Annotated in this window: 21 protein-coding genes and 1 pseudogene; 8 read left to right on the forward strand and 14 right to left on the reverse strand. The window is 72.8% G+C overall.

Features of this window, described 5'->3' with window-relative positions; translation table 11 throughout:
* Positions 1 to 7: 7 nt before the first annotated feature.
* A complete protein-coding gene (locus SPRI_RS26385) occupies positions 8 to 928 on the forward strand; it encodes an SDR family oxidoreductase (protein ID WP_005318515.1) in 921 nt (306 codons plus the stop codon).
* Here SPRI_RS26385 and SPRI_RS26390 read toward each other — a convergent pair.
* The 7 genes from SPRI_RS26390 to SPRI_RS26420 form a co-directional block, all read right to left on the reverse strand.
* A complete protein-coding gene (locus SPRI_RS26390) occupies positions 919 to 1,884 on the reverse strand; it encodes a helix-turn-helix transcriptional regulator (protein WP_005318518.1) in 966 nt (321 codons plus the stop codon). The genes SPRI_RS26385 and SPRI_RS26390 overlap by 10 nt on opposite strands.
* A 7-nt stretch (positions 1,885 to 1,891) precedes the next feature.
* Positions 1,892 to 2,719 (reverse strand): MerR family transcriptional regulator, encoded by an 828-nt coding sequence (locus SPRI_RS26395; RefSeq protein WP_005318520.1) that lies wholly within the window; start codon positions 2,717 to 2,719, stop codon positions 1,892 to 1,894.
* A gap of 102 nt (positions 2,720 to 2,821) precedes the next feature.
* Positions 2,822 to 5,491 (reverse strand): pyruvate dehydrogenase (acetyl-transferring), homodimeric type, encoded by a 2,670-nt coding sequence (aceE, locus tag SPRI_RS26400; protein ID WP_037774877.1) that lies wholly within the window; start codon positions 5,489 to 5,491, stop codon positions 2,822 to 2,824.
* A gap of 632 nt (positions 5,492 to 6,123) precedes the next feature.
* On the reverse strand, positions 6,124 to 6,747 hold the full coding sequence (locus SPRI_RS26405; RefSeq protein WP_005318525.1) for a GntR family transcriptional regulator: 624 nt from the start codon (positions 6,745 to 6,747) through the stop codon (positions 6,124 to 6,126).
* Between the two features lie 116 nt (positions 6,748 to 6,863).
* Positions 6,864 to 8,669, reverse strand: a complete 1,806-nt coding sequence (gene sucB / locus SPRI_RS26410; RefSeq protein ID WP_053557385.1) for a 2-oxoglutarate dehydrogenase, E2 component, dihydrolipoamide succinyltransferase — start codon at positions 8,667 to 8,669, stop codon at positions 6,864 to 6,866.
* Between the two features lie 55 nt (positions 8,670 to 8,724).
* Positions 8,725 to 10,113, reverse strand: coding sequence for a dihydrolipoyl dehydrogenase (gene lpdA, locus SPRI_RS26415; RefSeq protein WP_037774878.1), 1,389 nt, complete (start codon positions 10,111 to 10,113; stop codon positions 8,725 to 8,727).
* A gap of 370 nt (positions 10,114 to 10,483) precedes the next feature.
* Positions 10,484 to 11,995 (reverse strand): leucyl aminopeptidase, encoded by a 1,512-nt coding sequence (locus SPRI_RS26420; RefSeq protein WP_053557386.1) that lies wholly within the window; start codon positions 11,993 to 11,995, stop codon positions 10,484 to 10,486.
* A gap of 667 nt (positions 11,996 to 12,662) precedes the next feature.
* Between SPRI_RS26420 and SPRI_RS39495 the strand changes: the two genes are divergently transcribed.
* The 3 genes from SPRI_RS39495 to SPRI_RS26435 are packed head-to-tail and all read left to right on the forward strand — an operon-like array spanning position 12,663 to position 14,661.
* A complete protein-coding gene (locus SPRI_RS39495; protein WP_053557387.1) occupies positions 12,663 to 13,193 on the forward strand; it encodes a hypothetical protein in 531 nt (176 codons plus the stop codon).
* A gap of 14 nt (positions 13,194 to 13,207) precedes the next feature.
* Positions 13,208 to 13,840, forward strand: a complete 633-nt coding sequence (locus SPRI_RS39500) for a spherulation-specific family 4 protein (RefSeq protein WP_037774883.1) — start codon at positions 13,208 to 13,210, stop codon at positions 13,838 to 13,840.
* Positions 13,837 to 14,661, forward strand: a complete 825-nt coding sequence (locus SPRI_RS26435) for an endo alpha-1,4 polygalactosaminidase (protein WP_053557388.1) — start codon at positions 13,837 to 13,839, stop codon at positions 14,659 to 14,661. The genes SPRI_RS39500 and SPRI_RS26435 overlap by 4 nt, the downstream gene beginning before the upstream one ends.
* Positions 14,662 to 14,738: 77 nt before the next feature.
* Here the strand turns inward: SPRI_RS26435 and cobS are convergent, their stop codons facing one another.
* Positions 14,739 to 15,533, reverse strand: coding sequence for an adenosylcobinamide-GDP ribazoletransferase (gene cobS / locus SPRI_RS26440; protein WP_053557389.1), 795 nt, complete (start codon positions 15,531 to 15,533; stop codon positions 14,739 to 14,741).
* Between the two features lie 77 nt (positions 15,534 to 15,610).
* On the opposite strand from cobS, the gene SPRI_RS26445 reads away from it, so the two are divergent.
* Complete coding sequence (locus SPRI_RS26445; protein ID WP_005318541.1) at positions 15,611 to 16,366, forward strand: hypothetical protein; 756 nt, start codon at positions 15,611 to 15,613, stop codon at positions 16,364 to 16,366.
* A 67-nt stretch (positions 16,367 to 16,433) separates the two neighbouring features.
* Here the strand turns inward: SPRI_RS26445 and SPRI_RS39505 are convergent.
* The 3 genes and pseudogenes from SPRI_RS39505 to SPRI_RS26455 all read right to left on the reverse strand — a co-directional run.
* Positions 16,434 to 16,666: pseudogene (locus SPRI_RS39505) on the reverse strand (phosphatidylglycerol lysyltransferase domain-containing protein); the annotation flags it as partial.
* A 39-nt stretch (positions 16,667 to 16,705) separates the two neighbouring features.
* On the reverse strand, positions 16,706 to 17,815 hold the full coding sequence (gene cobT / locus SPRI_RS26450; RefSeq protein WP_053557390.1) for a nicotinate-nucleotide--dimethylbenzimidazole phosphoribosyltransferase: 1,110 nt from the start codon (positions 17,813 to 17,815) through the stop codon (positions 16,706 to 16,708).
* An 86-nt stretch (positions 17,816 to 17,901) separates the two neighbouring features.
* Positions 17,902 to 19,101: a bifunctional adenosylcobinamide kinase/adenosylcobinamide-phosphate guanylyltransferase gene (locus SPRI_RS26455; RefSeq protein ID WP_053557391.1), complete on the reverse strand. Its 1,200-nt coding sequence runs from the start codon at positions 19,099 to 19,101 to the stop codon at positions 17,902 to 17,904.
* Positions 19,102 to 19,197: 96 nt separating this feature from the next.
* Between SPRI_RS26455 and SPRI_RS26460 the strand changes: the two genes are divergently transcribed.
* Positions 19,198 to 19,401 carry a hypothetical protein gene (locus tag SPRI_RS26460; RefSeq protein WP_005318545.1) on the forward strand — a complete coding sequence of 68 codons (204 nt, stop codon included), beginning with the start codon at positions 19,198 to 19,200 and terminating at the stop codon, positions 19,399 to 19,401.
* A gap of 111 nt (positions 19,402 to 19,512) precedes the next feature.
* Here the strand turns inward: SPRI_RS26460 and SPRI_RS26465 are convergent, their stop codons facing one another.
* The 3 genes from SPRI_RS26465 to SPRI_RS26475 all read right to left on the reverse strand — a co-directional run bounded on the left by SPRI_RS26465 (position 19,513) and on the right by SPRI_RS26475 (position 22,069).
* Positions 19,513 to 20,589 carry a S1C family serine protease gene (locus SPRI_RS26465; protein WP_053557392.1) on the reverse strand — a complete coding sequence of 359 codons (1,077 nt, stop codon included), beginning with the start codon at positions 20,587 to 20,589 and terminating at the stop codon, positions 19,513 to 19,515.
* 71 nt (positions 20,590 to 20,660) lie between these two features.
* On the reverse strand, positions 20,661 to 21,371 hold the full coding sequence (locus tag SPRI_RS26470) for a class I SAM-dependent methyltransferase (RefSeq protein WP_005318547.1): 711 nt from the start codon (positions 21,369 to 21,371) through the stop codon (positions 20,661 to 20,663).
* Positions 21,372 to 21,469: 98 nt separating this feature from the next.
* Entirely contained in the window at positions 21,470 to 22,069 is a 600-nt protein-coding gene (locus SPRI_RS26475) for a DUF3043 domain-containing protein (protein ID WP_078535377.1), read from the reverse strand.
* A gap of 272 nt (positions 22,070 to 22,341) precedes the next feature.
* Here SPRI_RS26475 and SPRI_RS26480 point away from each other — a divergent pair, with 272 nt between their 5' ends.
* Together SPRI_RS26480 and pspAA are read left to right on the forward strand one after the other, a co-directional pair.
* Positions 22,342 to 23,139: a PspA/IM30 family protein gene (locus SPRI_RS26480; protein WP_078535378.1), complete on the forward strand. Its 798-nt coding sequence runs from the start codon at positions 22,342 to 22,344 to the stop codon at positions 23,137 to 23,139.
* A 38-nt stretch (positions 23,140 to 23,177) separates the two neighbouring features.
* Positions 23,178 to 23,462: a PspA-associated protein PspAA gene (gene pspAA, locus SPRI_RS26485; RefSeq protein ID WP_005318550.1), complete on the forward strand. Its 285-nt coding sequence runs from the start codon at positions 23,178 to 23,180 to the stop codon at positions 23,460 to 23,462.
* The last annotated feature ends 160 nt before the right edge of the window (positions 23,463 to 23,622 follow it).

Raw genomic sequence — 23,622 nt, forward strand, 5'->3', positions numbered from 1 at the left:
TCGGCTCATGACGACGACGAACAAGCCGCTCGGCGGCAAAATCGCACTGGTCGCCGGCGCCACGCGAGGCGCGGGACGTGCCATGGCCGTGGAACTCGGCGCCGCGGGCGCGACCGTCTATGTGACCGGCCGGACCACCCGCACCAGGGTCAGCGAGGTGGGCCGCGCCACGGAGACCGTCGAGGAGACCGCGGAACTCGTCACGGAGGCCGGCGGCGAGGGCATCGCGGTGCCCACCGACCATCTCGAGCCGGAGCAGGTGAGGGCGCTTCTCCGGCGCGTCGAACGCGACCACGGACGGCTGGACATCCTCGTCAACGACCTCTGGGGCGGAAACTTCCTGCTCGACTTCGACACCCGGATGTGGGACGTCGACCTCGAGCGCGGGCTGCGGATGCTCGACCTCGGCGTGAAGAGCCACATCATCACCAGCAGCATCGCCCTGCCCCTGCTCGTCCGTGAGCCGGGCGGCCTGGTCGTGGAGGTCACCGACGGCACCGCGGAGACGAACAAGGGGTTCCGCGAGAACTTCTACTACGACCTCGCCAAGAACGGCCCGATCCGCATGGCCTTCACCCTCGGCGAGGAGCTGAAGACCGTCGGCTGCGCCGCCGTGGCCGTCACCCCCGGATTCATCCGCTCCGAGGAGATGCTCGACATCTTCGGCCTCACGGAGGACAACTGGCGCGACGGCATCGACAAGCAGAAGCACTGGGCCCTCTCCGAGTCGCCCGTGTACCTGGCCAGGGGCGTCGCGGCACTCGCCGCCGACCCCGAGCGGTCCCGCTGGAACGGCCGTTCCCTCGACAGCGGCCTGCTGGCCAGGGAGTACGGCGTGACCGACGCGGACGGCAGCCGGCCGGACGTCTGGGGATTCATGCTGGCCGAACAGAAGGGCGGCACACCGGCGGTGGAGGACTACCGGTAGAGGTCCGCCAGCGCGGCCGCCGCCCGCGCGAAGCGCTCCCGCAGCTCCGGCGGCCCGAGGACCTCCACCTCGGGCCCCAGGGACAGCAGTTGGCCGTACGCCACGTCCAGCGACTCGACGGGCAGCGTCACCGTCACCCGCCCTTGGCCGTCCGGCGGACCGGCCGCCGCGAGGGCCTCCTCGGCGGCGGCGCGGTCCGTCACGTACGGCAGCCGGCGCGCGCCGTCCCCGCTCACCCGGACGACGGCCTCCGCGCGGAGGATCGACCGGGCGAACTGCGCGGCGCGTTCCCGCCAGAAGGCGGCCAGATCGAAGTCCTGGTCCCGTTCGAACCGCTCCCCGTCCGCCTCGGCCGACGAGAACCGGTCGATGCGGTAGACCCGCAGCGTGCCGTCCGCCCGCGCGCACAGGTACCAGACGCCCGCCTTCAGCACGAGCCCGTACGGTTCCAGCAGCCGCTCCACCTCGGTGTCCCCGCGGCGGTACGCGGCCTGGACGCGGCGGTCGTCCCACACCGCCTCCGCGAGGACCGGCAGCAGGTCGGGGGTCTTCGGCTCCTGGTACCAGCCGGGGGCGTCGAGGTGGAAGCGCCGGGCCGCGGACTCGGGCGCGTTCCGCAGAGAGGGGAGCAGCGCCGCGGACACCTTCAGGCGTGCCGCGGACGCCGCGTCCTCGAGCCCCATGTCGCGCAGGGCGCCCGGCAGCCCCGACAGGAACAGGGCCTCCGCCTCGTCGCGCCCGAGCCCCGTGAGCCGGGTGCGGTACCCGCCGATCAGCCGGTATCCGCCGGCCCGGCCGCGGTCCGCGTAGACCGGAACTCCGGCCTCCGACAGGGCGAGCGCGTCGCGGGTGACGGTGCGCTCGGAGACCTCCAGCTCCCGAGCGAGCTCGGCGCCGGTCATGGAGGGCCGCGACTGGAGCAGCAGGACCATTTTGATCAGCCGGGCAGCGCGCATGCCCCCATCATCGCGCAGCCGGGGCCAGCGGTACCTGGAGCTCCGTCACCCACTTCTCCTTGTCCGGCGGGCACTCCAGATACACCTCGCGGGCGTAGCCGGCCGACCGGTGGCCGCCCGCGTCGATCCAGCGGGCCAGGTTCTGCTCCGTGGGCATGACCGTGTCCATCGGGCCGCGGTGCACGATCGTCGCCGCCCGCTCCACGGCGGGGAGTTCGGCGATCTCGAAGTCCTCTCCCGGCCGGGTCCCCGGGAGAAGGACGCACCCTGCGTGCACCACGATGCCGTCGCCGTCCGGCGCGTCCTCGTAGTAGGCGATGCCGGGGCCGGCCGGGGTGACGCCGGCCGCCTTCAGCCGGGTGAACAGCTCGTCGTACAGCGGGCCGATCACCGGGCCGATGTGCTCGGGGGCGTAACTGGCGGCGACGGCGGACAGTTCGGCGACACGGACCGCCGGAGTGCTCTTGATCATGACGTCCTGGGTGGGCATACGACCCTCGCTCTCGATCGACCGGAGCCTCGCCTCGACCTGCGCCAGCCTGGTGGCCGCCGCGGCCATCGCCTCCCGCAGTTCCGCCTCCCGCAGCCTGAGCATCCCGCGCAGCTCCTCCGAGGTCACCTTCTCCTCGAGGATCTGCCGCACCTGCTGCAGCGTGAAGCCGAGGTCCTTGAGGGCGATGACGCGGTTGAGCGTGGCGAGCTGGGCCGCGGAGTAGTAGCGGTAGCCGGTGAAAGGGTCGGTGTGCTCGGGACGCAGCAGCCCGATCGCGTCGTAGTGACGCAGCATGCGGGCCGACACACGGCCGTGCCTGGCGAAGTCTCCGATGGTGAACATGACGTCTCCCAGTGCACGGCTTCACACGGTGTCAAGGTCAAGCATCGGACACGGAAGGCCCCCGCGGGCGGCTGCCCGCGGGGGCCTTCACGAACGCCGGTCCTACAGGCCGTAGCGCTCGCGCGCCTCCTTCACGGCCGAGGCGGGGACCTCACCGCGCTTCGCCAGCTGGGCCAGCGCCGCGACCGTGATCGACTGCGCGTCGACACCGAAGTGGCGGCGGGCCGCGTCACGCGTGTCCGACAGGCCGAAGCCGTCCGTGCCGAGCGAGGACCAGTCCTGCTCGACCCACTGGCTGATCTGGTCCGGCACCTGCCGCATCCAGTCGGAGACCGCCAGCACCGGGCCGGGCGCGCCCTCCAGGGCCTGGGTGACGTACGGGGTGCGCTGCTCGCCGCGGAGCAGGGCCGCGTCGGACTCGAGCGCGTCGCGGCGCAGCTCGCCCCACGAGGTCGCGGACCAGACGTCGGCGGCCACGTTCCAGTCGGCCGCCAGGAGCTGCTGGGCCTCGAGCGCCCAGTGGATCGCCGTACCGGAGGCGAGCAGCTGGAGCCGCGGGGCGTCCGCGCCGGCCGCGCCCTCCTTGAAGCGGTACAGGCCCTTGACGATGCCCTCCTCGACGCCCTCCGGCATGGCGGGCTGGGGCTTGGGCTCGTTGTAGACCGTGAGGTAGTAGAAGACGTCCTCCGCGTCGGGGCCGTACATCCGGCGCAGACCGTCCTTGACGATCACGGCGATCTCGTACGCGAACGCCGGGTCGTAGTTGAGCGACGCCGGGTTGGTGGCGGCGATCAGGTGCGAGTGGCCGTCGGCATGCTGGAGGCCCTCGCCGGTCAGCGTCGTGCGTCCCGCGGTGGCGCCGACGATGAAGCCCTTGCCGAGCTGGTCGGCGAGCTGCCACATCTGGTCGCCGGTCCGCTGCCAGCCGAACATCGAGTAGAAGATGTAGAACGGGATCATCGTCTCGCCGTGCGTCGAGTACGACGTGGCGGCGGCGATGAAGTCGGCCATGGCGCCGGCCTCGGTGATCCCCTCGTTGAGGATCTGGCCGTCCTTGGCCTCCTTGTAGTACATCAGCTGGTCGCGGTCGACCGGCTCGTACGTCTGGCCCATCGGCGAGTAGATGCCGGCGGACGGGAACAGCGACTCCATACCGAAGGTGCGGGCCTCGTCCGGGACGATCGGCACCCAGCGGTGGCCGGTCTGCTTGTCCCGCATCAGGTCCTTGACCAGGCGGACGAACGCCATGGTCGTGGCCATCTCCTGCTTGCCGGAGCCCTTGTGCAGCGCCTTGAAGGCGCGCTCCTCCGGCTCGGGCAGGGGGGCGGAGGCGTGCATCCGGCGGGCCGGGGCGGGACCGCCGAGGGCCGCGCGGCGCTCCTGGAGGTAGCGGACCTCGGGGGAGTCGGCGCCGGGGTGGCCGTAGGGCACCACACCGCCGTCGAAGGCGCTGTCCGCGATCGGGAGCCCGAGCAGGTCACGCATGCCCTTGAACTCGTCGATCGTCAGCTTCTTCATCTGGTGGTTGGCGTTCTTGGACTCGAAGCCCTTGCCGAGGGTGTGGCCCTTCACCGTCTGAGCGAGGATCACGGTCGGCGCGCCCTTGTGGGCGAGCGCCGCCCGGTACGCCGCGTACACCTTGCGGGCCTCGTGGCCGCCGCGGGAGGTGTGGAAGCACTCGGCGATCTTGGCGTCGGTGAGGATCTTCCCGAGCTCGACGAGCGCGGGCTCCGCGCCGAAGAAGTGCTCACGGATGTAGGCCACGTCGCGGGTCGCGTACGTCTGGAACTGCGCGTCGGGGACCTCGCGCAGCCGGCGCACCAGGGCGCCCGTGGTGTCGAGCTGGAACACCTCGTCCCAGGCCGAGCCCCACAGCGACTTGACGACGTTCCAGCCGGCGCCGCGGAACTGGGCCTCCAGCTCCTGCACGATCTTGAAGTTGGCGCGGACCGGGCCGTCGAGACGCTGCAGGTTGCAGTTGATCACGAAGGTCAGGTTGTCCAGCTGCTCGCGGGAGGCGAGGGCGAGGGCCGCGGTCGACTCCGGCTCGTCCATCTCGCCGTCGCCGAGGAACGCCCAGACGTGCGAGTTCGAGGTGTCCTTGATGCCGCGGCCCTGGAGGTAGCGGTTGAACCGCGCCTGGTAGATCGCGGACAGCGGGCCGAGGCCCATGGACACGGTGGGGAACTCCCACAGCCAGGGCAGCCGGCGCGGGTGCGGGTACGAGGGGAGGCCCTTGCCGCCGGCCTCCTGGCGGAAGTTGTCGAGGTGGTCCTCGGTGAGCCGGCCGTCGAGGAACGCGCGGGCGTAGATGCCGGGGGAGGCGTGGCCCTGGATGTAGAGCTGGTCGCCGGAGCCGTCCCCCTCCTTGCCGCGGAAGAAGTGGTTGAAGCCGGTCTCGTAGAGCCAGGCCGCGGAGGCGAAGGTGGCGATGTGCCCGCCGACGCCGTGCTTGGAGCCGCGGGTCACCATGGCCGCGGCGTTCCAGCGGTTCCAGGCGGTGATCCGGGCTTCCATCGCCTCGTCGCCGTCGAAGGCGGGTTCGGCGGAGGTCGGGATGGTGTTGACGTAGTCCGTCTCCAGCAGGCGGGGCAGGGCCACACCGGCCTTCTCGGCGTGCTGGAGCGTGCGGCGCATCAGATACGCGGCGCGGTGCGGGCCTGCGTGCTCCGCGACGGCGTCGAGGGACGCCGCCCACTCGGCGGTTTCCTCGGCGTCGCGGTCCGGGAGCTGGTCGAGCTCGCTCGGAAGCTTGCCTACGGGGTCGGTCATGATCGCCGCCTTCCGGACAGGAGGGGGGTTGAGATAAGGGGGTGCCGTGTCTGGCAGGACAGGGCGACGGGTCTGGTGGACCCGGGGTCGACTGTAAGTCTCTGATCGATGATCGATCAAAGCCTGGGGCGAAATTGGCATCGGGTGCCTCAAAAGTGGGCACGCTGTGCCGCGACGAATGGGTCCAATCGGGGCACCCGCGTGCACGTTCGAGCAGGCCCGGCGCCAGCCGTGCAGCCGGGGTGAGCGGGGACGAACGTCGGCCACCGCGTACGGGGAGCCACGGGCGGAGGACCGTCCGTCACCTGGTCACGCACGGAGGACCGTCCGTCACCCGGCAACGGGCGGAGGACCGTCCGTCACCCGGCAACGGGCGGAGGACCGTCCGTCACCCGGTCACGCGCGGTGGACCGTCACCTGGTCACGCACGGAGGACCGTCCGTCACCCGGCAACGGGCGGAGGACCGTCCGTCACCCGGCCACGCGCGGAGGACCGTCCGTCACCCGGTCACGCGCGGTGGACCGTCACCTGGTCACGCACGGAGGACCGTCCGTCGTCACCCGGCCACGCGCGGGGGCACCCGTCGTCACCCGGCTGTGCGCGGACCTCGCGGGGAGGCCGTCGTCACCCGCTACGCGCGCGGGGCGCAGCCGAGGACGTGCGCCTTCACCAGCGAGCCGATCTCCGGATCGCGCCGGCGGAAGGCCTCCACCAGGTCCTGGTGCTCCTCCGCGTACGACTTCTGCACCGTGCCCAGCCAGCGGATCGACAGGGCCGTGAAGACCTCGATCCCCAGTCCCTCCCAGGTGTGCAGCAGGACGCCGTTGCCCGCCGCCCTGACCAGCTCCCGGTGGAAGGCCACGGTGTGGCGGACCTGCCCCGCGGAGTCCCCGGTCCGGTCCGCCTCGTACAGCGCCGACACGTGCGGCTCCAGCGTCGTGCAGTCCTCCGCGAGGCGCCCCGCGGCCAGTTCGGCCGCGATCTGCTCCAGGCCCGCCCGCACCGGGTAGCTCTCCTCGAGGTCCGCGGCGGTCAGATTCCGCACGCGTACGCCCTTGTTGGGCGCCGACTCGATCAGCCGCAGCGACTCCAGCTCGCGCAGCGCCTCGCGCACCGGCGTCTGGGAGACCTCGAGTTCGGTGGCGATCCGGCGCTCGACGATGCGTTCCCCCGGCTTCCAGCGCCCGCTGACGATCCCCTCCACGATGTGCTCGCGGATCTGATCGCGCAGCGAGTGGACGACGGGGATGGTCATGGAGCGCTCCTTAAAGCCGCGTCGACCTGTGGCCCTTAGACAATACGGCTGCGCCCCCGCCGGGAAGTACTCCCGGGCGGGGGCGCAGCAGGTGAGGCTGGTTACAGCGGTGCCGCTCAGAGGCCGAGCTCGACCTCGAACTCACCGGCCTCCAGGATCTGCTTGACGGCCGTCAGGTAGCGGGCGGCGTCGGCGCCGTCCACCAGACGGTGGTCGTAGGAGAGCGCGACGTACGTCATGTCGCGGATCGCGATCGTCTCACCGAGGTCCGGGTGGTTCACGACCACCGGGCGGCGGACCGTGGCACCGATGCCCAGGATGGCGACCTGGTTCGGCGGCACGATGATCGTGTCGAACAGCGCACCGCGCGAGCCGGTGTTGCTGATCGTGAAGGTCGCGCCGGCGAGGTCGTCCGGCGTGATCTTGCTGGCGCGCACGGCGCCGGCGAGCTCGGCGGTCTTCTTGGCGATACCGGCGAGGTTCAGGTCGCCCGCACCCTTGATGACCGGCGTCATCAGACCCTTCTCGGAGTCCACGGCGATGCCGATGTTCTCCGAGTCGAAGTACGTGATGGTGCCCTCGGCCTCGTTGATCCGGGCGTTGATGACCGGGTGGGCCTTCAGCGCCTGGGCGGCGGCCTTGACGAAGAACGGCATCGGGGAGAGCTTGACGCCCTCACGGGCCGCGAACGCGTCCTTGGCACGGGCGCGCAGCTTCATCAGCTTGGTGATGTCGACCTCGACGACCGAGGTCAGCTGTGCCTGGTCGTGCAGCGCCTTCATCATGTTGTCGCCGATGACCTTGCGCATGCGGGTCATCTTGACCGTCTGACCGCGCAGCGGGGACGCCTCGAGCTTCGGAGCCTTGGCCGCGGCCGGGGCGGCAGCGGCGGCCGGCGCCTGCGCGGCGGCCTTGGCGGCCTCCGCGGCGGCGATGACGTCCTGCTTGCGGATACGGCCACCGACGCCGGTGCCCTTGACCGAACCGAGGTCGACGCCGTTCTCGGCGGCGAGCTTACGGACCAGCGGGGTCACGTATGCGTCGCTCGCCTCGACGGCGGCGGGCGCGGCCGGGGCGGCGGGAGCCGCCGGGGCCGGGGCCTGGACCGGCGCGGGCGCGGGGGCCGGGGCGGCCGGAGCCGGAGCCGGAGCAGCCGCGGGAGCCGGCGCCGGGGCCGGGGCCGGAGCGGGTGCCTGGGCGGCGGGCGCGGGGGCCGGTGCCGCCGGGGCCGGAGCAGCGGCCGGGGCGGGGGCGGCGGCCGGAGCCGCACCCTTCGCACCGATGACGGCCAGCTTGGCGCCGACCTCCGCCGTCTCGTCCTCCGCGACCACGATCTCCAGCAGGACGCCGGAGGCCGGGGCGGGGATCTCTGTGTCGACCTTGTCGGTGGAGACCTCGAGCAGCGGCTCGTCCTCCGTGACCTCCTCGCCGACCTCCTTCAGCCAGCGGGTCACGGTGCCCTCGGTGACGCTCTCGCCGAGCGCCGGAAGGACGACGTCGGTGCCCTCGGCGGAACCGGCACCGGCAGCGGCCTCCGCGGTCGGGGCCGGGGCCGGGGCGGCGGCCTCGGTGGACGGCGCGGCCTGCGGCGCCTCCTGGGCGGGGGCGGGCGCCTCGGCCGGAGCCGGGGCGGGAGCCGCGGCCTCGGCGGCGGCAGGCGCCGGGGCGGCAGCGGGGGCGCCGCTGCCGTCGTCGATGACGGCCAGCTCGGCGCCGACCTCTACGGTCTCGTCCTCGGCGACCTTGATGGACGCCAGGACACCGGCGGCGGGGGCGGGGATCTCGGTGTCGACCTTGTCGGTCGACACCTCGAGCAGCGGCTCGTCGGCCTCGACGCGCTCTCCCTCGGCCTTCAGCCAGCGGGTGACAGTGCCCTCGGTGACGCTCTCACCGAGCGCCGGAAGGGTTACGGAAACCGCCATGGTTTCAGTTGCTCCTTAACGATGTGCGGAAGTGGTCTGTCGCGCCCGTAACTGACTAGTCGTGGGAGTGCAGCGGCTTGCCGGCCAGGGCCAGGTGGGCCTCGCCGAGCGCCTCGTTCTGCGTCGGGTGCGCGTGGATGAGCTGCGCGACCTCGGCCGGCAGAGCCTCCCAGTTGTAGATCAGCTGAGCTTCACCGACCTGCTCGCCCATACGGTCACCGACCATGTGGACGCCGACCACGGCACCGTCCTTGACCTGGACGAGCTTGATCTCGCCCGCGGTCTTCAGGATCTTGCTCTTGCCGTTGCCCGCCAGGTTGTACTTCAGGGCGACGACCTTGTCCGCACCGTAGATCTCCTTGGCCTTGGCCTCGGTGATGCCGACGGAGGCGACCTCCGGGTGGCAGTACGTCACCCGCGGCACGCCGTCGTAGTCGATCGGGACGGTCTTCAGACCGGCCAGCCGCTCCGCCACCAGGATGCCCTCGGCGAAGCCGACGTGCGCGAGCTGGAGGGTCGGGACCAGGTCACCGACGGCGGAGATGGTGGGCACGTTGGTCTGCATGTACTCGTCGACCAGGACGTAGCCGCGGTCCATCGCGACGCCCTGCTCCTCGTAGCCGAGACCCTGGGAGACCGGGCCGCGGCCGATGGCGACCAGGAGGACCTCGGCCTCGAAGGTCTTGCCGTCGGCGAGGGTGACGCGCACGCCGTCCTGGGTGTACTCGGCCTTCTCGAAGAAGGTGCCCAGGTTGAACTTGATGCCGCGCTTGCGGAAGGCACGCTCGAGCAGCTTGGAGCTGTTCTCGTCCTCGACCGGCACGAGGTGCTTGAGGCCCTCGACGACGGTGACGTCGGTGCCGAACGACTTCCACGCGGAGGCGAACTCGACGCCGATGACGCCGCCGCCCAGGATGATCGCGGACTTCGGCACGCGGTCCAGGACCAGCGCGTGGTCCGAGGAGATGATGCGGTTGCCGTCGATGTCCAGACCCGGCAGGGACTTCGGCACGGAGCCGGTCGCCAGGAGGACGTGGCGGCCCTGCACGCGGCGGCCGTTCACGTCGACGGAGGTGGGGGAGGACAGCCGGCCCTCACCCTCGATGTAGGTCACCTTGCGGGAGGCGACCAGACCCTGCAGACCCTTGTAGAGGCCCGAGACGACCTCGTCCTTGTACTTGTGAACGCCGGCGATGTCGATGCCCTCGAAAGAGGTCTTGACACCGAACTGGTCGGCCTCACGAGCCTGGTCCGCGATCTCGCCGGCGTGCAGCAGAGCCTTCGTGGGGATGCAGCCGTTGTGCAGGCAGGTGCCGCCGAGCTTGTTCTTTTCGATCAGTGCGACGTCCAGGCCCAGCTGAGCTCCGCGCAGCGCCGCAGCGTAACCGCCGCTACCACCGCCGAGGATCACTAGGTCGAAAACGGTGCTGGCGTCGTTCGCCACGTCACGTCCTCCATGCATGTGCGCCGTTCGCCGGGCCCCCGTCTCGGGAGATGACCGGCCGGTCGGCTGGTGTTCGGCCGCTGTCTCTTCGGCCCTGTGGTGGGGGCCCTGTCCTGCCGAGAACCCATCTTCGCACTTGTTGACGGACGGCGGGACGCGGGGCCGGAGCTTGAGATGGTGAGCTTGAGCGCTTTTCCCCGTTACCGGGGCGTAGGAGGCGGGCCCGGGCCGCGGTCGGCCCGGGTGCCCGCCGGCGTCGGGAGCACGGGGTGACCGGGAGGGAGCGCCCCGGTCACAGGAAGGGGGCGGGGCGGGGGAGCGGGCCCCGCGCAGCGGCGCCCGCGACCCTCACCCGCCCCCGCACCGCTCCCTAGCCCAGGTCGCCCGAGGCCGTCCGCTCCGCCAGCTTCACCAGCGTGCGGATCGACGAGCCGGTGCCGCCCTTCGGCGTGTAGCCGAACGGCGCGCCCTCGTGGAACGCGGGGCCCGCGATGTCCAGGTGCGCCCAGGTGATGCCCTCGCCCACGAACTCCTTCAGGAACAGGCCGGCGACCAGGCCGCCGCCCATGCGCTCACCCATGTTCGCGATGTCGGCGGTCGGCGAGTCCATGCCCTTGCGCAGCTCCGCGGGGAGCGGCATCGGCCAGGACGCCTCGCCGACCTCCTCGGCGATCTCGTGGATCGAGGTACGGAACGCGTCGTCGTTCGCCATGATGCCGAACGTACGGTTGCCGAGCGCCAGCACCATCGCACCGGTCAGCGTCGCCACGTCGACGATCGCGTCCGGGTTCTCCTCCGACGCCCTGGTCAGCGCGTCCGCCAGCACCAGGCGGCCCTCGGCGTCGGTGTTGAGCACCTCGACCGTCTTGCCGCTGTACATGCGCAGCACGTCGCCGGGGCGGGTGGCCGAGCCGGACGGCATGTTCTCCGCGAGGGCCAGCCAGCCGGTGACGTTGACCGCGAGGCCCAGCCGGGCCGCCGCGACGACGGCGGCGAACACGGCGGCCGCGCCGCTCATGTCGCACTTCATCGTCTCGTTGTGACCGGCCGGCTTCAGGGAGATGCCGCCCGAGTCGTAGGTGATGCCCTTGCCCACGAGCGCGAGCGTCTTGGCGCCCTTGGAGTGCGTGTAGGAGAGCTTGACCAGGCGCGGCGGGTTCTGGGAGCCCTGACCGACGCCGAGGATGCCGCCGAAGCCGCCCTTGGCGAGCGCCTTCTCGTCGAGCACCTGCACCTTGATGCCGTGCTCCTTGCCGGCGGCCGTGGCCACGGCGGCGAAGGCCTCGGGGGTGAGGTCGTTCGGCGGGGTGTTGACCAGGTCGCGGGCGCGGTTGATCTCCTCGGAGAGCGCGACGGCGCGCTCCGCCGCGGCCTTGAACGCCTTGTCACGCGGCTTGGCGCCCAGCAGGGCGACCTCGGCCAGCGGCTTCTTCGCGTCCTTCCCGTTCTCCTGGTACGCGGTGAAGGCGTACGCGCCGAGCAGCGCACCCTCGGCGATGGCCTCCGCGTCCTCCACGGCCTCTATGGGCAGCGCGAAGGCGGCCTTCTTGGCGCCCGACAGCGCACGCGCCGCGGCACCGGCCGCGCGGCGCAGCGCCTCGGCACCGTACGCCTCGCCGTCCTCGGGGGCCGCGCCCAGACCGACGGCCAGCACGACCGGGGTCTTCAGGCCGGACGGCGCGGGGAGCTTGGTGATCTCGCCCTCGCCACCGCCGGCGCCGAGGGTCTCCAGGACGGAGGCGAGCTTGCCGTCGAACGCCTTGTCCACGGCCTCGGCGCCCGGCGCGACCACCGGGCCCTTGGCGCCCTTCGCCACGCCGACGACGAGGGCGTCGGCGCGCAGCGTCGCAGCGCCTGCAGTGCTGAGAGTGAGAGCAGTCACGGTGGTGAAATCTCGCTTCCGTTGAGTTCCGAGGGTGCGGCGGGGGTGGATCGACACCCGACACCGGACAAGAGCCTACGCGCGGCCGTATGTATCGCTCACGGCGGCGGCGGTTCACTCGTGCGCGGTGTCTCTTTCATGTTCGGCCCGGAGGTTGTGACAGCTCGGCCGCACTCACCACATTCGAGCGACGGGGCGTGGGGCCCCGTCGCGTCATCGGCACAGAACTCCCTTGCGTCCGCCAGGTGTTGGGGAAGCGTGCGAGGGGGGAGTCGCATGGAGCAGCAGGGTGCGCGCGAGGCGGGACGGCGGCCGGGGACCACGGCCGGCGGCCCGGAGGACCCGGCCGGCGGGACCGCCGTCGTCCGCCGTCCCGAGGCGCAAACGTTCGGCGGGGCCATGACGGCGCCGGCGGCTGACCCTTCTGAACGACCTGCCCCCGTGGTCCGGGGCGGCCCTCCTGCCGGCGTCCCTCGCGGCGGCCACGGTCGTGGCGGTCCGTGCCACGCGCCCGCCCGCCGCGACCGGACCGGACCGTGCCCGTCGACCCGCCCGACGAGCGCGTGCCCGGACCGGAGAACCGGCGGCGCGGGCCCGGCAGCCGCACCGGCCACGGCTCCTCGCCTCCCTGCCGTACGGGGTGTTCGGGCTCGGGGCCGGAACTCTGGTGCTGTACACCGCTCTCGGGGACGTGCTCGCCGGCCGGCCGGGCGCGGTCGTGGCAGCCCCCGCCGCCGTGGCGCTGACCCTGAGCATGGGCCCGGCCGAATGGCTGCTCCGGCGCTTCCGCGAAGGGACCGTCGCCGCGCTGCGCACGAGCACCGCCCGCGGGGAGTTCCGCCGGTGCACCGCCGCCGTCCTCGCGGAGTGCCTCTGCGGGTATCTCGCGATCCTGTTCGCCCTCGCGGTGGCCGGGACCGTGCTGTGGCCCGGAGCCCCCGCGCTCGGCGGGGTGCGGTCCGCCACCCTGCTGCTCGTCGGCGCGGTGCTGTGGACGGGGCTGCTGCTCCAGTTGTCGGGGGCGGCGAGCCTGGTCGCGGCGGTGTGCGCCGGGGCCGCCGCCGTGCAGAGCGTCGCGCTGCTCACCGGCACCGGCGGCCCCGCGCTCGCGGGGCTGTGCGTGGCCGCCGGGTCGGCCTCCGTGCTCGCCGTGCTCGTGTGTGTTCTGCTGGGCCGTGCCACCGCCCACCGCCTCTGACCCAGGAAGCGCCCGTGAAAAGCCTGTTGGTGCCGTTCTACGAGCATCCCGCCGACCGACCGGAGGCCTGGGACGCCGTCGTCGCGGCCGCGCCCGGCCTCTACGGCGTCGTCCTCAATCCGGCCAACGGGCCCGGCGCCGCCCCCGACCCCGGGTTCGTCGCCGTCGCCGGACGGCTGCGGGGCGCGGGAGTGCGCGTACTCGGCTACACCGACACGGACTACGGCCGCCGCCCGCACCACGACGTCGCGCGGGACCTGCGGTGCCACCGGGACTGGTACGGCGCCGACGGCGCGTTCCTCGACCAGGTCTCCTCCGGTGCCGCCGCCCTGGCCCACTACCGGCGGCTGGCGGCGGAGGCCCGGACGGCGGGCGCGGCCACCGTGGCGCTCAACCACGGCGTGCACCCCGACCCGGGCTACGCCGAGTTCGCCGATCTGCTGGTCACCTTCGAGGGCCCGTGGGACGCGTACCGGGCCGCAGGCATCCCCTCCTGGACCGCCGCGCATCCGCCGGAACGGTTCTGCCATCTCGTCTACGCGGCCCCGCCCGGCGCCCGCGCCGGCGCCGCGGTCCACTGCGTCGTCCCGGGCACCGGCGCCCACCCCTGGGGCACGCTGCCCCACGAACTGGAGCCCGTCCGGTGAGGCGTTCGCCCTTCCTCCTCCTTGCCGCCCTGCTGGTCCTGCTCGCCGGATGCACGAGCGGGCCCGACCGCGACGAGGGGAAACCGACGCTCCCTCCCCGGCCGGCGCAGCCCTCCACCGAGCGCTGGCTGCCCGGTCCCGGCCTGGCGTGGCAGTGGCAGCTCAGCGGCCGCCTCGATCCGACGGTCGACGTACCGGTCTACGACATCGACGGCTTCGACCACCCCGCCTCCGCCGTCGCCGACCTGCACCGCCGCGGCCGCAAGGTCATCTGCTACCTGTCCACCGGCGCCTGGGAGGACTTCCGCCCCGACGCCGGCCGTTTCCCGACGTCGCTCCTCGGCCGCGGCAACGGCTGGGAGGGCGAGCGCTGGCTCGACATCCGCCGTACCGACGTCCTCGGACCGCTGATGGCCGAACGCCTCGACATGTGCAGGGACAAGGGCTTCGACGCGGTGGAGCCGGACAACATGGACGGCTACGCCAACCGCACCGGCTTCCCCCTCACGGCCGCCGACCAGCTCCGCTACAACCGCCTGATCGCCCGCCTCGCCCACGAGCGCGGTCTGTCCGTCGGCCTCAAGAACGACCTCGACCAGATCCCCGAACTGGTCGGCGACTTCGACTTCGCGGTCAACGAACAGTGCGCGGAGCACGACGAGTGCGCCGCCCTCACGCCGTTCGTCCGTGCGGGCAAGGCGGTGTTCCACGTCGAGTACGAGCTGCCGACGCGGGAGTTCTGCCCCACGACGCGCGAGCTCGGCCTCAGCTCGATGCTGAAGAAGTACGACCTGGGGGTGTGGCGCGAGCCCTGCGCATGACGCGGCGTGTCGGCGGGCGTGCCGTGAACCGTCGGCAGGCAGCCGCCCGTACGGCCCTCGGCATCACGCCGGCGGTCTCAGCCGAGCACCAGCGCCACCAGCGCCACCGTGCCCGCCGTCTCCGAGAGCGCCCCGAACACATCGCCCGTCACCCCGCCGAAGCGCCGCACGCAGTGCCGCAGCAGGAGCTGGGCGGCCAGCAGGCCGGCCGCCACCGCGACGGCGTGGTGCAGCGCGCCGTACGGGCCGAAGAGGGCGCCCGCGCCCGCCGCGCAGACCGTCACCACCCCGGCCACGGCGAGCGCCGCCCGTAGCGGGACGGCCCCCGCGACCGCCGCCCCGAGGCCATCGGGGCGGGCCGGCGGGACACCGGGACGGCACGCGAGGGTCAGCGCCAGACGGGCGGTGACGGCGGTCAGCGCCGCCGCCGTCGCGCCGAGCGCCCAGCTCCGCGCGTACAGTTCGGCCAGCGCCGCGACCTGCCCGAGCAGCACGAACAGCAGTGTGATCACGCCGAACGGCCCGATGTCGGACTGCTTCATGATCCGCAGCGCGTCCTCCGCGGGCTTGCCGCTGCCGAGTCCGTCGGCCGTGTCCGCGAGCCCGTCGAGGTGCAATCCCCGGGTGAGCACGGCGGGCACGGCCGCCGTGGCCACGGCGGCCAGGAGCGGACCCGAGCCCAGCAGCGCCAGGAGCCCGCCGGCCGCCGCGGCGGACAGCCCGACCACGAGCCCCGCGAGCGGCGCGCACACCATCCCGGCACGCGCGGCGTCGCGGTCCCAGCGGGTGACGCGGACGGGAAGCACGGTGAGGGTGCCGAAGGCGAAACGTATGCCGTGCGCAGAGGCCGCGGCGGCGGTCCGAGGAGTCATCGCGCGAAGGGTAGCCCGGCCCCCAGGGCGGTAAGTTGCGCATAACGCCTGAAGCGGTCCAAACGGGAGCGGGTGGCATGGGTCACTGGTTTTACCGCAACATCCTGGAACCCGGGAAGCTGCCGATGCTGCTCGCGCTGGCCTCTTTCGTGTTCACCTTCCTGGCCACACGCAGCGTCACCCGGCTGATCAGGGCGGGCCGGGGGCCGTTCAAGAACGTCACTCCCGGCGGGATGCACATCCACCATGTGGTGCCCGGAGTGGTCCTCAGCGTGGTCGGCGGCTTCGGCGCCGTGGGCAGCGGCAGACACGGCGTGGGGGCCGCCGTCTGCGCGGTGATCTTCGGGACGGGAGCCGGACTGGTCCTGGACGAGTTCGCCCTGATCCTCCATCTGGACGACGTCTACTGGACCGAACGGGGCCGTAAGAGCGTCGAGGTCGTCGTGCTCGCGGCCGCACTCGCGCTGCTCGTGATCAGCGGATTCTCGCCGTTCGAGGTGGACTCGCTGACACCCGACGAACGCCAGGACCGGGCCGCGGTCATCCTCACCTTCGTGAGCAATTTCCTGCTCGCCCTGATCGCCCTCCTCAAGGGCAAGCTCCGGATGGGCCTCATCGGCGTGCTCGTGCCGGTGGTGGCGCTGGTCGGTGCGGTACGGCTCGCCCGCCCCGAGTCGTACTGGGCGCGGAGGTTCTACCGGCGCCGCACGAAGGCCCGCGCCAGGGCGAAGAAGCGCGCGATCCGCCACGACCGGCGCTGGGCGGGGCCGCGCCGGGCGTTCCAGGACCTGATCGGCGGGGCGCCGGACAAGGCGCCGCCCCACGAGCCGTGACCCGCGGAGCCCGGAGTCCGACAGCCGCCCGGACGCGGAGTTCGGCGCCTGCCTTCCGGAGGGCGGCGTGCACCCACCGGGGCAGGCCGGGAGCCTTGCGGAGTTGCTCGGCCCGGTCGGCGAGCCCGAGCCTCGGCAGGTCGGCGCTCTCGTCGAAGAGCACGAAACGCGGCTCCGGATCGGCCGGCACGTCGCGTCGGCGCGGCACAGCGACTCGATCTGCCACCGGTGGGAGAAGAAGCCGAGCAGCGAGCGCCACGGCCTCGGTACCGGTCCCGCACCGAGCTTCGAACGGCGCTCGAGGGTGCGGGTGGCGGGGCGCGGCGGCCCCGCCCGGCGTCACCGCGCCTCGGGCTCCGCGGCCTCCGGCTCCCCCTCCGGCGCCGCCTCCTGCTCCTTTGGCCCGGGCCGCTCCGGCAACTCAGCCGCCAGCGCGGCCGCCGCCTGCACCAACGGGAGCGCCAGCAGCGCGCCCGCCCCCTCGCCGACCGTCACGCCGTGGTCGAGCACCGGATTGAGCGCCATCCGGTCCAGCGCCTTCGTCTGCGCCGGCTCGCCGCTCACCTGACCGGCGATCCACCAGTCCGGCGCACGGAACGCCGCCCGCTGCCCCACCAGCGCACACGCCGCCGACACCACGCCGTCCAGGATCACCGGCATCCGGCGCACCGCGCTCTGCAGCAGGAACCCCGTCGTCGCCGCCAGGTCCGCGCCGCCCACCGCCGCCAGCAGCTCCAGCTGATCGCCGAGCACCGGCCGGGCCCGCCGCAGGGCGTCCCGGATCGCCGCGCACTTGCGCATCCAGGCCAGGTCGTCGATGCCCGCCCCGCCGCGCCCCGTCACCACGGACGCGTCCGTGCCGCACAGCGCCGCGATCAGCGTCGCCGCCGGCGTCGTACCGCCCACACTCAGGTCGCCCAGGACCACGAGATCCGTTCCCGAGTCGGCCTCCTCGTCGGCGATCGCCATGCCGAGGCGTACCGCCTGCTCCGCCTCCTCTGCGGTGAGCGCGTCCTCGATGTCGATACGGCCGCTGCCGCGCCGCACCCGATGACGGGTCACGTCCTCCGGCAGCAGGCCGGGGTCGCAGTCCAGACCCGCGTCGACGATCCGCACCGGCACAACCGCCCGGCGTGCCAGCACGGCCACCGGACTCGCGCCCTCCAGCACGTCCCGCACCAGCCGGTGCGCGGTGCCCGACTCCCGTGCCGACACGCCCAGTTCCGCGACGCCGTGGTCACCGGCGAACAGCACCGCACGGGGACGTTCGATCGCCTTGACCGGGACGGACGCCTGCGCGGCGGCGAGCCATTCGCCGAGCTCGTCGAGGCGGCCCAGCGCACCCGGCGGCACGGTCAGCCGCTCCCGGCGTTCCTCGGCGTCACGCCGCGTACCGCTGTCCGGGCGCTCGATCAGATCGGAGAAGTCGTCGAGATTCAGCCTGCTCATTCGCCGAACAGTACCGGCACCCGCCGATGCGCGGACTGCCGGTCGGGGACCGCGCCGGGACGGCCCGGCCCCGCCTCGAGCGGGCCTCAGCCGCGGAGCACCAGCGCCTGGCCCGCGACCACCAGCAGTACGTGCTCGCACTCGGCCGCGAACGCCGCGTTCAGCCGGCCGAGCTCGTCGCGGAAACGCCGTCCGGACGCCGTGGCCGGGACCACCCCGGAACCCACCTCGTTCGTCACGGCCACGACCGTCCGGGCCGTCACCCGTACCGCCGCGACCAGTTCGCCGACCCGTTCCCGCAGCGCCCGCTCACCCTCCGCGGCCCACCGCTCGTCGTCCCAGGCGCCGGCCTTGTCCATGGCGTCCGTCAGCCACAACGACAGGCAGTCGATCAGTACCGGTGGCCCCTCCTCCGCCAGCAGCGGCACCAGATCGCACGTCTCCGCCGTCCGCCACGAACCCGGCCGGCGCTCACGGTGCGCGTGGACCCGGGCCGCCCACTCCGCGTCGCCGTCCCGGGACCCGCCCGTCGCCACGTACAGCACGTCCGGGAACGCCTCGAGCCGGCGCTCCGCCTCCAGCGACTTCCCCGAACGCGCCCCGCCCGTCACCAGCGTCCGCCGGGGCACGTCCGGCACCGCGTGGTACTCGCCGACGATCAGCGTCGTCCCGTCCGGCACCGCACGGGCCCCCGCGGCCGCCAGACGGCGCGTCAGCTCCGGTCCGCCCGGGGCGTCGTGGTCCAGATGCACGGCGACCACGTCCGTCGTGGCCCCGATCGCCCCCGACGCCCGCAGCCGGGCGATCGCGTCCGGACGGCCCACGACATCGGCCACGACCATCTCGTACGCCGCCAGCCCCTCCGCGAGCCCGGCCGGGGCCGCGCCCGGCGGCAGGTACAGCAGCCGGTCGCCGTCCGGGGACGTCACCTCGTAGCCCGTGCCCGGGTGGTCCATCGGCAGCGCCCGCACCCGGTGTCCGCTGATGAGCGTCAACTCGCGGCCGTCCGGCACCCTCCCCGCCGTCGGGAGCCCGGCCGGCAGGTCCAGGGGCGGTCCGTCGTGAGGGTGCGTCAGCAGCACCTGCCGTACGCCCACGAGCGAATGCCCCGCGCGCGCCGCGGCGAGCGCGGCACCCGGCGTCAGATCCAGGAGCAACGCCCCGTCGACCAGCAACGCGGTCGCGGCCCGCGCCTCCGGGCCGCGGGCGGTGGCGCACACGGCGCAGGGGCAGTCGGGCCGGGGGAGGCCGGCGGGAGCGCCGGTGCCGAGCAGAGTCAGTTCCACGCCTCCGATCCTGCCGCCTCGCCCCGAGCGGTGCGCGCCCGGCTACGCTGCGGGCAGCAAATCGATCAGTTTGCCCTAGGGACGTGGGAGGCGCACATGGCGTGGACGTGGCGGTTCGAGAAGTCCGACGGTACGGAGGTCCGGCCGGCGGTGGAGCCGGAGGAGTTCACGACGCAGGGCGACGCGGAGTCCTGGATCGGCGAGCACTGGAAGGAACTCCAGGAGGGTGGCGCGGACCAGGTCGTCCTCTCGGAGGACGACACGAAGATCTACGGGCCGATGAGCCTCCACGAGTCCTGAACCCCGCCCTGCGGAGCGGCACGTCACGCCCCGGCCGGCCCCGGCCGGGGCGTGACGCGTCCGTGCCGGGGCCCGGCCGGGGCCGGGGGAGAGGCCCCCGCCACGGCTGCGTCAGATCTCGCCCAGAGTGACCGTCACCGCCTGCTCCCGCCCGGCCCGTTCCAGCGTCACGGAGACCTCCTCGCCCGGTCGTTCCGAGGCCAGCGCCTCGGCCAGGGACGTGATCGTCGTGATCTGCGCGCCGCCCAGCTTCGTGATGATGTCGCCCGCCCGCACACCCGCCTCGGCCGCCGGGCCGTCGCGGTCCACGGACACGACCGCGACGCCCGACGGGCGGTAGTCGTCGTCGAGCACGGTGCGGCCCGTGATACCGAGGGCGGCCCGGCCGGAGTCCCTGACCTCGCCGTACTTGATGATCTGGTCGGCGACCGTCCGCACCATCGAGACGGGGATGGCGAAGCCGATGCCCGGTGCGGCGCTGCCCTCGAGGCCGGGGTCGGACGCGGCCAGCGTCGGGATGCCGATGACCTCGCTGCTCAGGTTGACGAGCGCGCCCCCGCTGTTGCCGGGGTTGATCGCCGCCGAGGTCTGCACCATGTTGCCGAGGGTCGCCCCGGTGCCACCGCCCTCGCTGCTCTCGCTGACCGTGCGCCCGACGGCGGAGACGATCCCCTGGGTGACGCTGCTGGACAGCCCGAGCGGCGAACCCATGGCCAGGACGATCTGGCCGACCGCGACCTGTGAGGAGTCCCCGAAGCGGGCGGCCCGCAGGCCCGGGGGAAGCTTCTCGAGCTTGACCACGGCGAGGTCCTGCTCGGGGAAGGAGGAGACCAGCGTCGCGGTCAGCGGCTGCTCACCGGTCGCGACGGTGACCTTGAAGCGCTCCGTCCTGCCCACGACGTGCGCGTTGGTGACGATGTGGCCCTTGTCGTCGTAGACGATGCCGGAGCCGAGGCTCTCCCCGGCCTCGATCTGGACGACGGAGGGCAGCACGTTCGCGATGACTTCGCGGTAGTCGTCCTCGAGCTCGCTCGCGGCGACCGGAGCGGCGGCGGCCCGGGTGGAGGACCGGGGCCCGGGCGCGGCGGCCGGAGAACAGCCGGCGGACAGGGCGGCCACGCAGACAACGGCGGTCGCGGGCACCAGCAGCCGGAGGGTTCGGCGGGCCGGGCGGGAGGATGCGTCCATGTCCGGAGTATCCCTACGGCCGCACGGCCGGTGCCTGCGGTGCGCCGCCGATCAGGGGGCGCCGCCCGGCCTCAGATCCGCCGTACTCCGCACAGGTGCAGCAGCGCCGCCACGCCGCGGTACGGGTCGGTGCGCCCGGCGCGCTCCTCCAGCGCCAGCACCTGGTGCAGCTCGTCGGCGGCGGGGAGTTCGACGTCGTTGCCGACGTTGTCCGTGAAGATCCGCACCCCGTACCAGGCGTGCAGCGGCGCTGCGATGCCGTCCAGCGTCGCCGTGAGCGCCGCGAGCCGGTCGGCGCGCACCTTCAGCCCGAGCCGGTTGGTGTAGGTGTCCGTGTCGAAGGCGTCCAGCGCCGTCTGCCAGTCCCCGGCCGCTCCGGGCCGCATGGCCAGGGCGTCGCCGTTGCGGACGAGCAGGGACAGCAGCCCGCCCGGCGCCAGCATCCTGGCCAGGCCGGCGAGGAGCCCGTCCGGCTCCTCCACGTACATCAGCACGCCGTGGCACAGAACCACGTCGAAGCTGCCCGGCAGGAAGTGCACGCCGGTGTCCCGGCCGTCGCCCTCCACCAGCCGGACCCGCTCGCGGATACCGGCGGGCTCGCCCGCCAGTGCCTCACGGGCGGCCTTCAGCATCACGGCGTCCGACTCCAGGCCGGTGACCGTGTGCCCGGCGCGTGCCAGACGCAGGGCCTGGGTGCCCTGGCCCATGCCGACGTCGAGCACCCGCAGCCGCTGGCCTACGGGATACCGCGACGTGATCTGTTCCTCGAGCTGCCGGGCCACCAGCTCCTGGCGGACGGTGTTGCGCAGACCGCCGGCGCCGGCCAGCCAGTTCGCGGACGCCTCCGGCGTGAAGCCGCCAGGCTGCGACGAATCGGCGCTCAGGGCCGCTCTCCGCGCTTGACCTGCGGCTTGGGCAGACGCAGCCGACGCATCTGGAGCGTACGCATCAGGCCGTAGGCGACGGCTCCGCGCTTCGGCTCGTTCGGGAAGCGCTCGCGGAGCTGCTTCTTCAGACGGATCGACAGACCGATCGAGTCGACGACGATCAGCACGATCACGCCGAGCCAGAGCAGCAGCGCGATGTTCTGCAGCTGGGCGACCCGGACCATGCTCAGCACCAGGATCACCACCGCGAGCGGCAGGAAGAACTCCGCGATGCAGAAACGGGAGTCGACGAAGTCGCGGACGAAGCGCCGCACCGGGCCCTTGTCGCGGGCCGGCAGGTAACGCTCGTCGCCGCTGGCGAGAGCCTCCCGCTGCTTGGCCAGATCGGCACGGCGGGCCTCACGCTGGCGCTTCATCGCCTCCTTGCGGTCCTGCGGCGCACCACTGGAGGCACGACGGCGCTGGCCCTGTGCCTCACTGCGCTTAGGCGTCGGGCGGCCCTTGGGGGCCTCGGGGTCGCGGGGCTGCTTGGAGAGGTCCGCCGTCACCTTCGCGGTGGGGGCCTTCTCTTCCTTGGAACGGCTACGGAACACAAAACCCAAGGGTACGGGTTGCCGGGCATGGACCCCACCCCGGTGGGGAACGATCCCGCAACGGCGTGCGTCCGTAAGGGACAGAACGGGACGGCGGGCACAGCTCCCCTGACGGCCACCTACTCCTTGCGCCGGATCGGAGCCGTACGCAGTCGTCCTTGGGGATGAGCGCATCCGCGCTTGAACAGTGCGGTAATGGATGCAGGGCCCGTACTGTGGGTTCTGTTGGAGTGCTGAAGCCGTAGTCCGTCAGAAGGGGGCGCGCGAAGCCCATGAGCGGTGTCATGAAGCGTATGGGGATGATCTTCCGCGCGAAGGCGAACAAGGCCCTCGACCGGGCCGAGGATCCGCGCGAGACCCTCGATTACTCGTACCAGAAGCAGCTGGAGCTGCTGCAGAAGGTCCGCCGCGGGGTCGCCGACGTGGCGACCTCCCGCAAGCGCCTCGAGCTGCAGCTGAACCAGCTCCAGGGACAGTCCTCGAAGCTCGAGGACCAGGGCCGCAAGGCGCTGGCCCTCGGCCGTGAGGACCTGGCGCGCGAGGCACTGTCCCGCCGTGCCGCGCTGCAGCAGCAGGTCACCGACCTCGAGACCCAGCACCAGACCCTCCAGGGCGAGGAGGAGAAGCTGACGCTCGCCGCGCAGCGGCTCCAGGCCAAGGTCGACGCCTTCCGCACCAAGAAGGAGACGATCAAGGCCACCTACACCGCGGCCCAGGCGCAGACCCGGATCGCGGAGTCGTTCTCCGGCATCTCGGAGGAGATGAGCGACGTCGGCGTCGCGATCCAGCGCGCCGAGGACAAGACCGCCCAGCTCCAGGCGCGGGCGGGCGCGATCGACGAGCTGCTCGCCTCCGGCGCCCTCGACGACCAGTCGGGCCTGGCGAAGGACGACATCCAGGCCGAGCTGGACCGCCTCTCCGGCGGCACGGACGTCGAGCTGGAGCTCCAGCGGATGAAGGCGGAACTGGCCGGCGGCCCGGCGTCGAAGCAGGCGATCGAGGGCGGCGCCGCGGGCTCGCAGGACGCCACGCAGCAGCAGAACAGCCCGCACAAGTTCGACAAGCAGTGACCGTCAGTACGGACCGGTACGGACAGTAAGGACTCGTCATGATCGTACGGATCATGGGGGAGGGCCAGGTGGAGGTGGCGGAGAGCCACCTCCCCGAGCTCAACAAGCTGGACGACGAACTGCTCGCGGAGATGGAGAGCGGCGACGGGGTCGGCTTCCGCCGGACCCTGCACGCACTGCTCGAGAAGGTCCGGGAGCTGGGGGAGCCACTGCCCGACGCGTCTCTCGAACCGTCCGAACTGATCCTCCCCGCGCCGGACGCCACGCTCGAGGACGTCCGTGAACTCCTCGGCGAGAGCGGTCTGATCCCGCCGGTGCCGTAGCCGGGTGCCGCGCCCCCACTCCAACACGCGCGCCCCCTCCGTGAACCGCGCTCCGCCCGGGCCCGGCGCCGCGCTCCCGCGCGGTGTTCCGGGGCTCTGCCCGTAGGGTCCGCGCCCCGAACACGGCCGGGGCCGGATCCGGCTCCGCCCCCACGCCGTA

Origin of the sequence: Streptomyces pristinaespiralis (assembly GCF_001278075.1) — a bacterium.
In the GTDB taxonomy this organism is placed as follows: domain Bacteria; phylum Actinomycetota; class Actinomycetes; order Streptomycetales; family Streptomycetaceae; genus Streptomyces; species Streptomyces pristinaespiralis.

Excerpts from the sequence above, each read along its gene's own strand:
- SPRI_RS26385 (WP_005318515.1), top strand. The coding sequence starts at position 8 with ATGACGACGACGAACAAGCCGCTCGGCGGCAAAATCGCACTGGTCGCC.
- SPRI_RS26390 (WP_005318518.1), bottom strand. The coding sequence starts at position 1,884 with ATGCGCGCTGCCCGGCTGATCAAAATGGTCCTGCTGCTCCAGTCGCGG.
- SPRI_RS26395 (WP_005318520.1), bottom strand. The coding sequence starts at position 2,719 with ATGTTCACCATCGGAGACTTCGCCAGGCACGGCCGTGTGTCGGCCCGC.
- aceE (WP_037774877.1), bottom strand. The coding sequence starts at position 5,491 with ATGACCGACCCCGTAGGCAAGCTTCCGAGCGAGCTCGACCAGCTCCCG.
- SPRI_RS26405 (WP_005318525.1), bottom strand. The coding sequence starts at position 6,747 with ATGACCATCCCCGTCGTCCACTCGCTGCGCGATCAGATCCGCGAGCAC.
- sucB (WP_053557385.1), bottom strand. The coding sequence starts at position 8,669 with ATGGCGGTTTCCGTAACCCTTCCGGCGCTCGGTGAGAGCGTCACCGAG.
- cobS (WP_053557389.1), bottom strand. The coding sequence starts at position 15,533 with ATGACTCCTCGGACCGCCGCCGCGGCCTCTGCGCACGGCATACGTTTC.
- SPRI_RS26445 (WP_005318541.1), top strand. The coding sequence starts at position 15,611 with ATGGGTCACTGGTTTTACCGCAACATCCTGGAACCCGGGAAGCTGCCG.
- cobT (WP_053557390.1), bottom strand. The coding sequence starts at position 17,815 with ATGAGCAGGCTGAATCTCGACGACTTCTCCGATCTGATCGAGCGCCCG.
- SPRI_RS26460 (WP_005318545.1), top strand. The coding sequence starts at position 19,198 with ATGGCGTGGACGTGGCGGTTCGAGAAGTCCGACGGTACGGAGGTCCGG.
- SPRI_RS26465 (WP_053557392.1), bottom strand. The coding sequence starts at position 20,589 with ATGGACGCATCCTCCCGCCCGGCCCGCCGAACCCTCCGGCTGCTGGTG.
- SPRI_RS26480 (WP_078535378.1), top strand. The coding sequence starts at position 22,342 with ATGAGCGGTGTCATGAAGCGTATGGGGATGATCTTCCGCGCGAAGGCG.
- pspAA (WP_005318550.1), top strand. The coding sequence starts at position 23,178 with ATGATCGTACGGATCATGGGGGAGGGCCAGGTGGAGGTGGCGGAGAGC.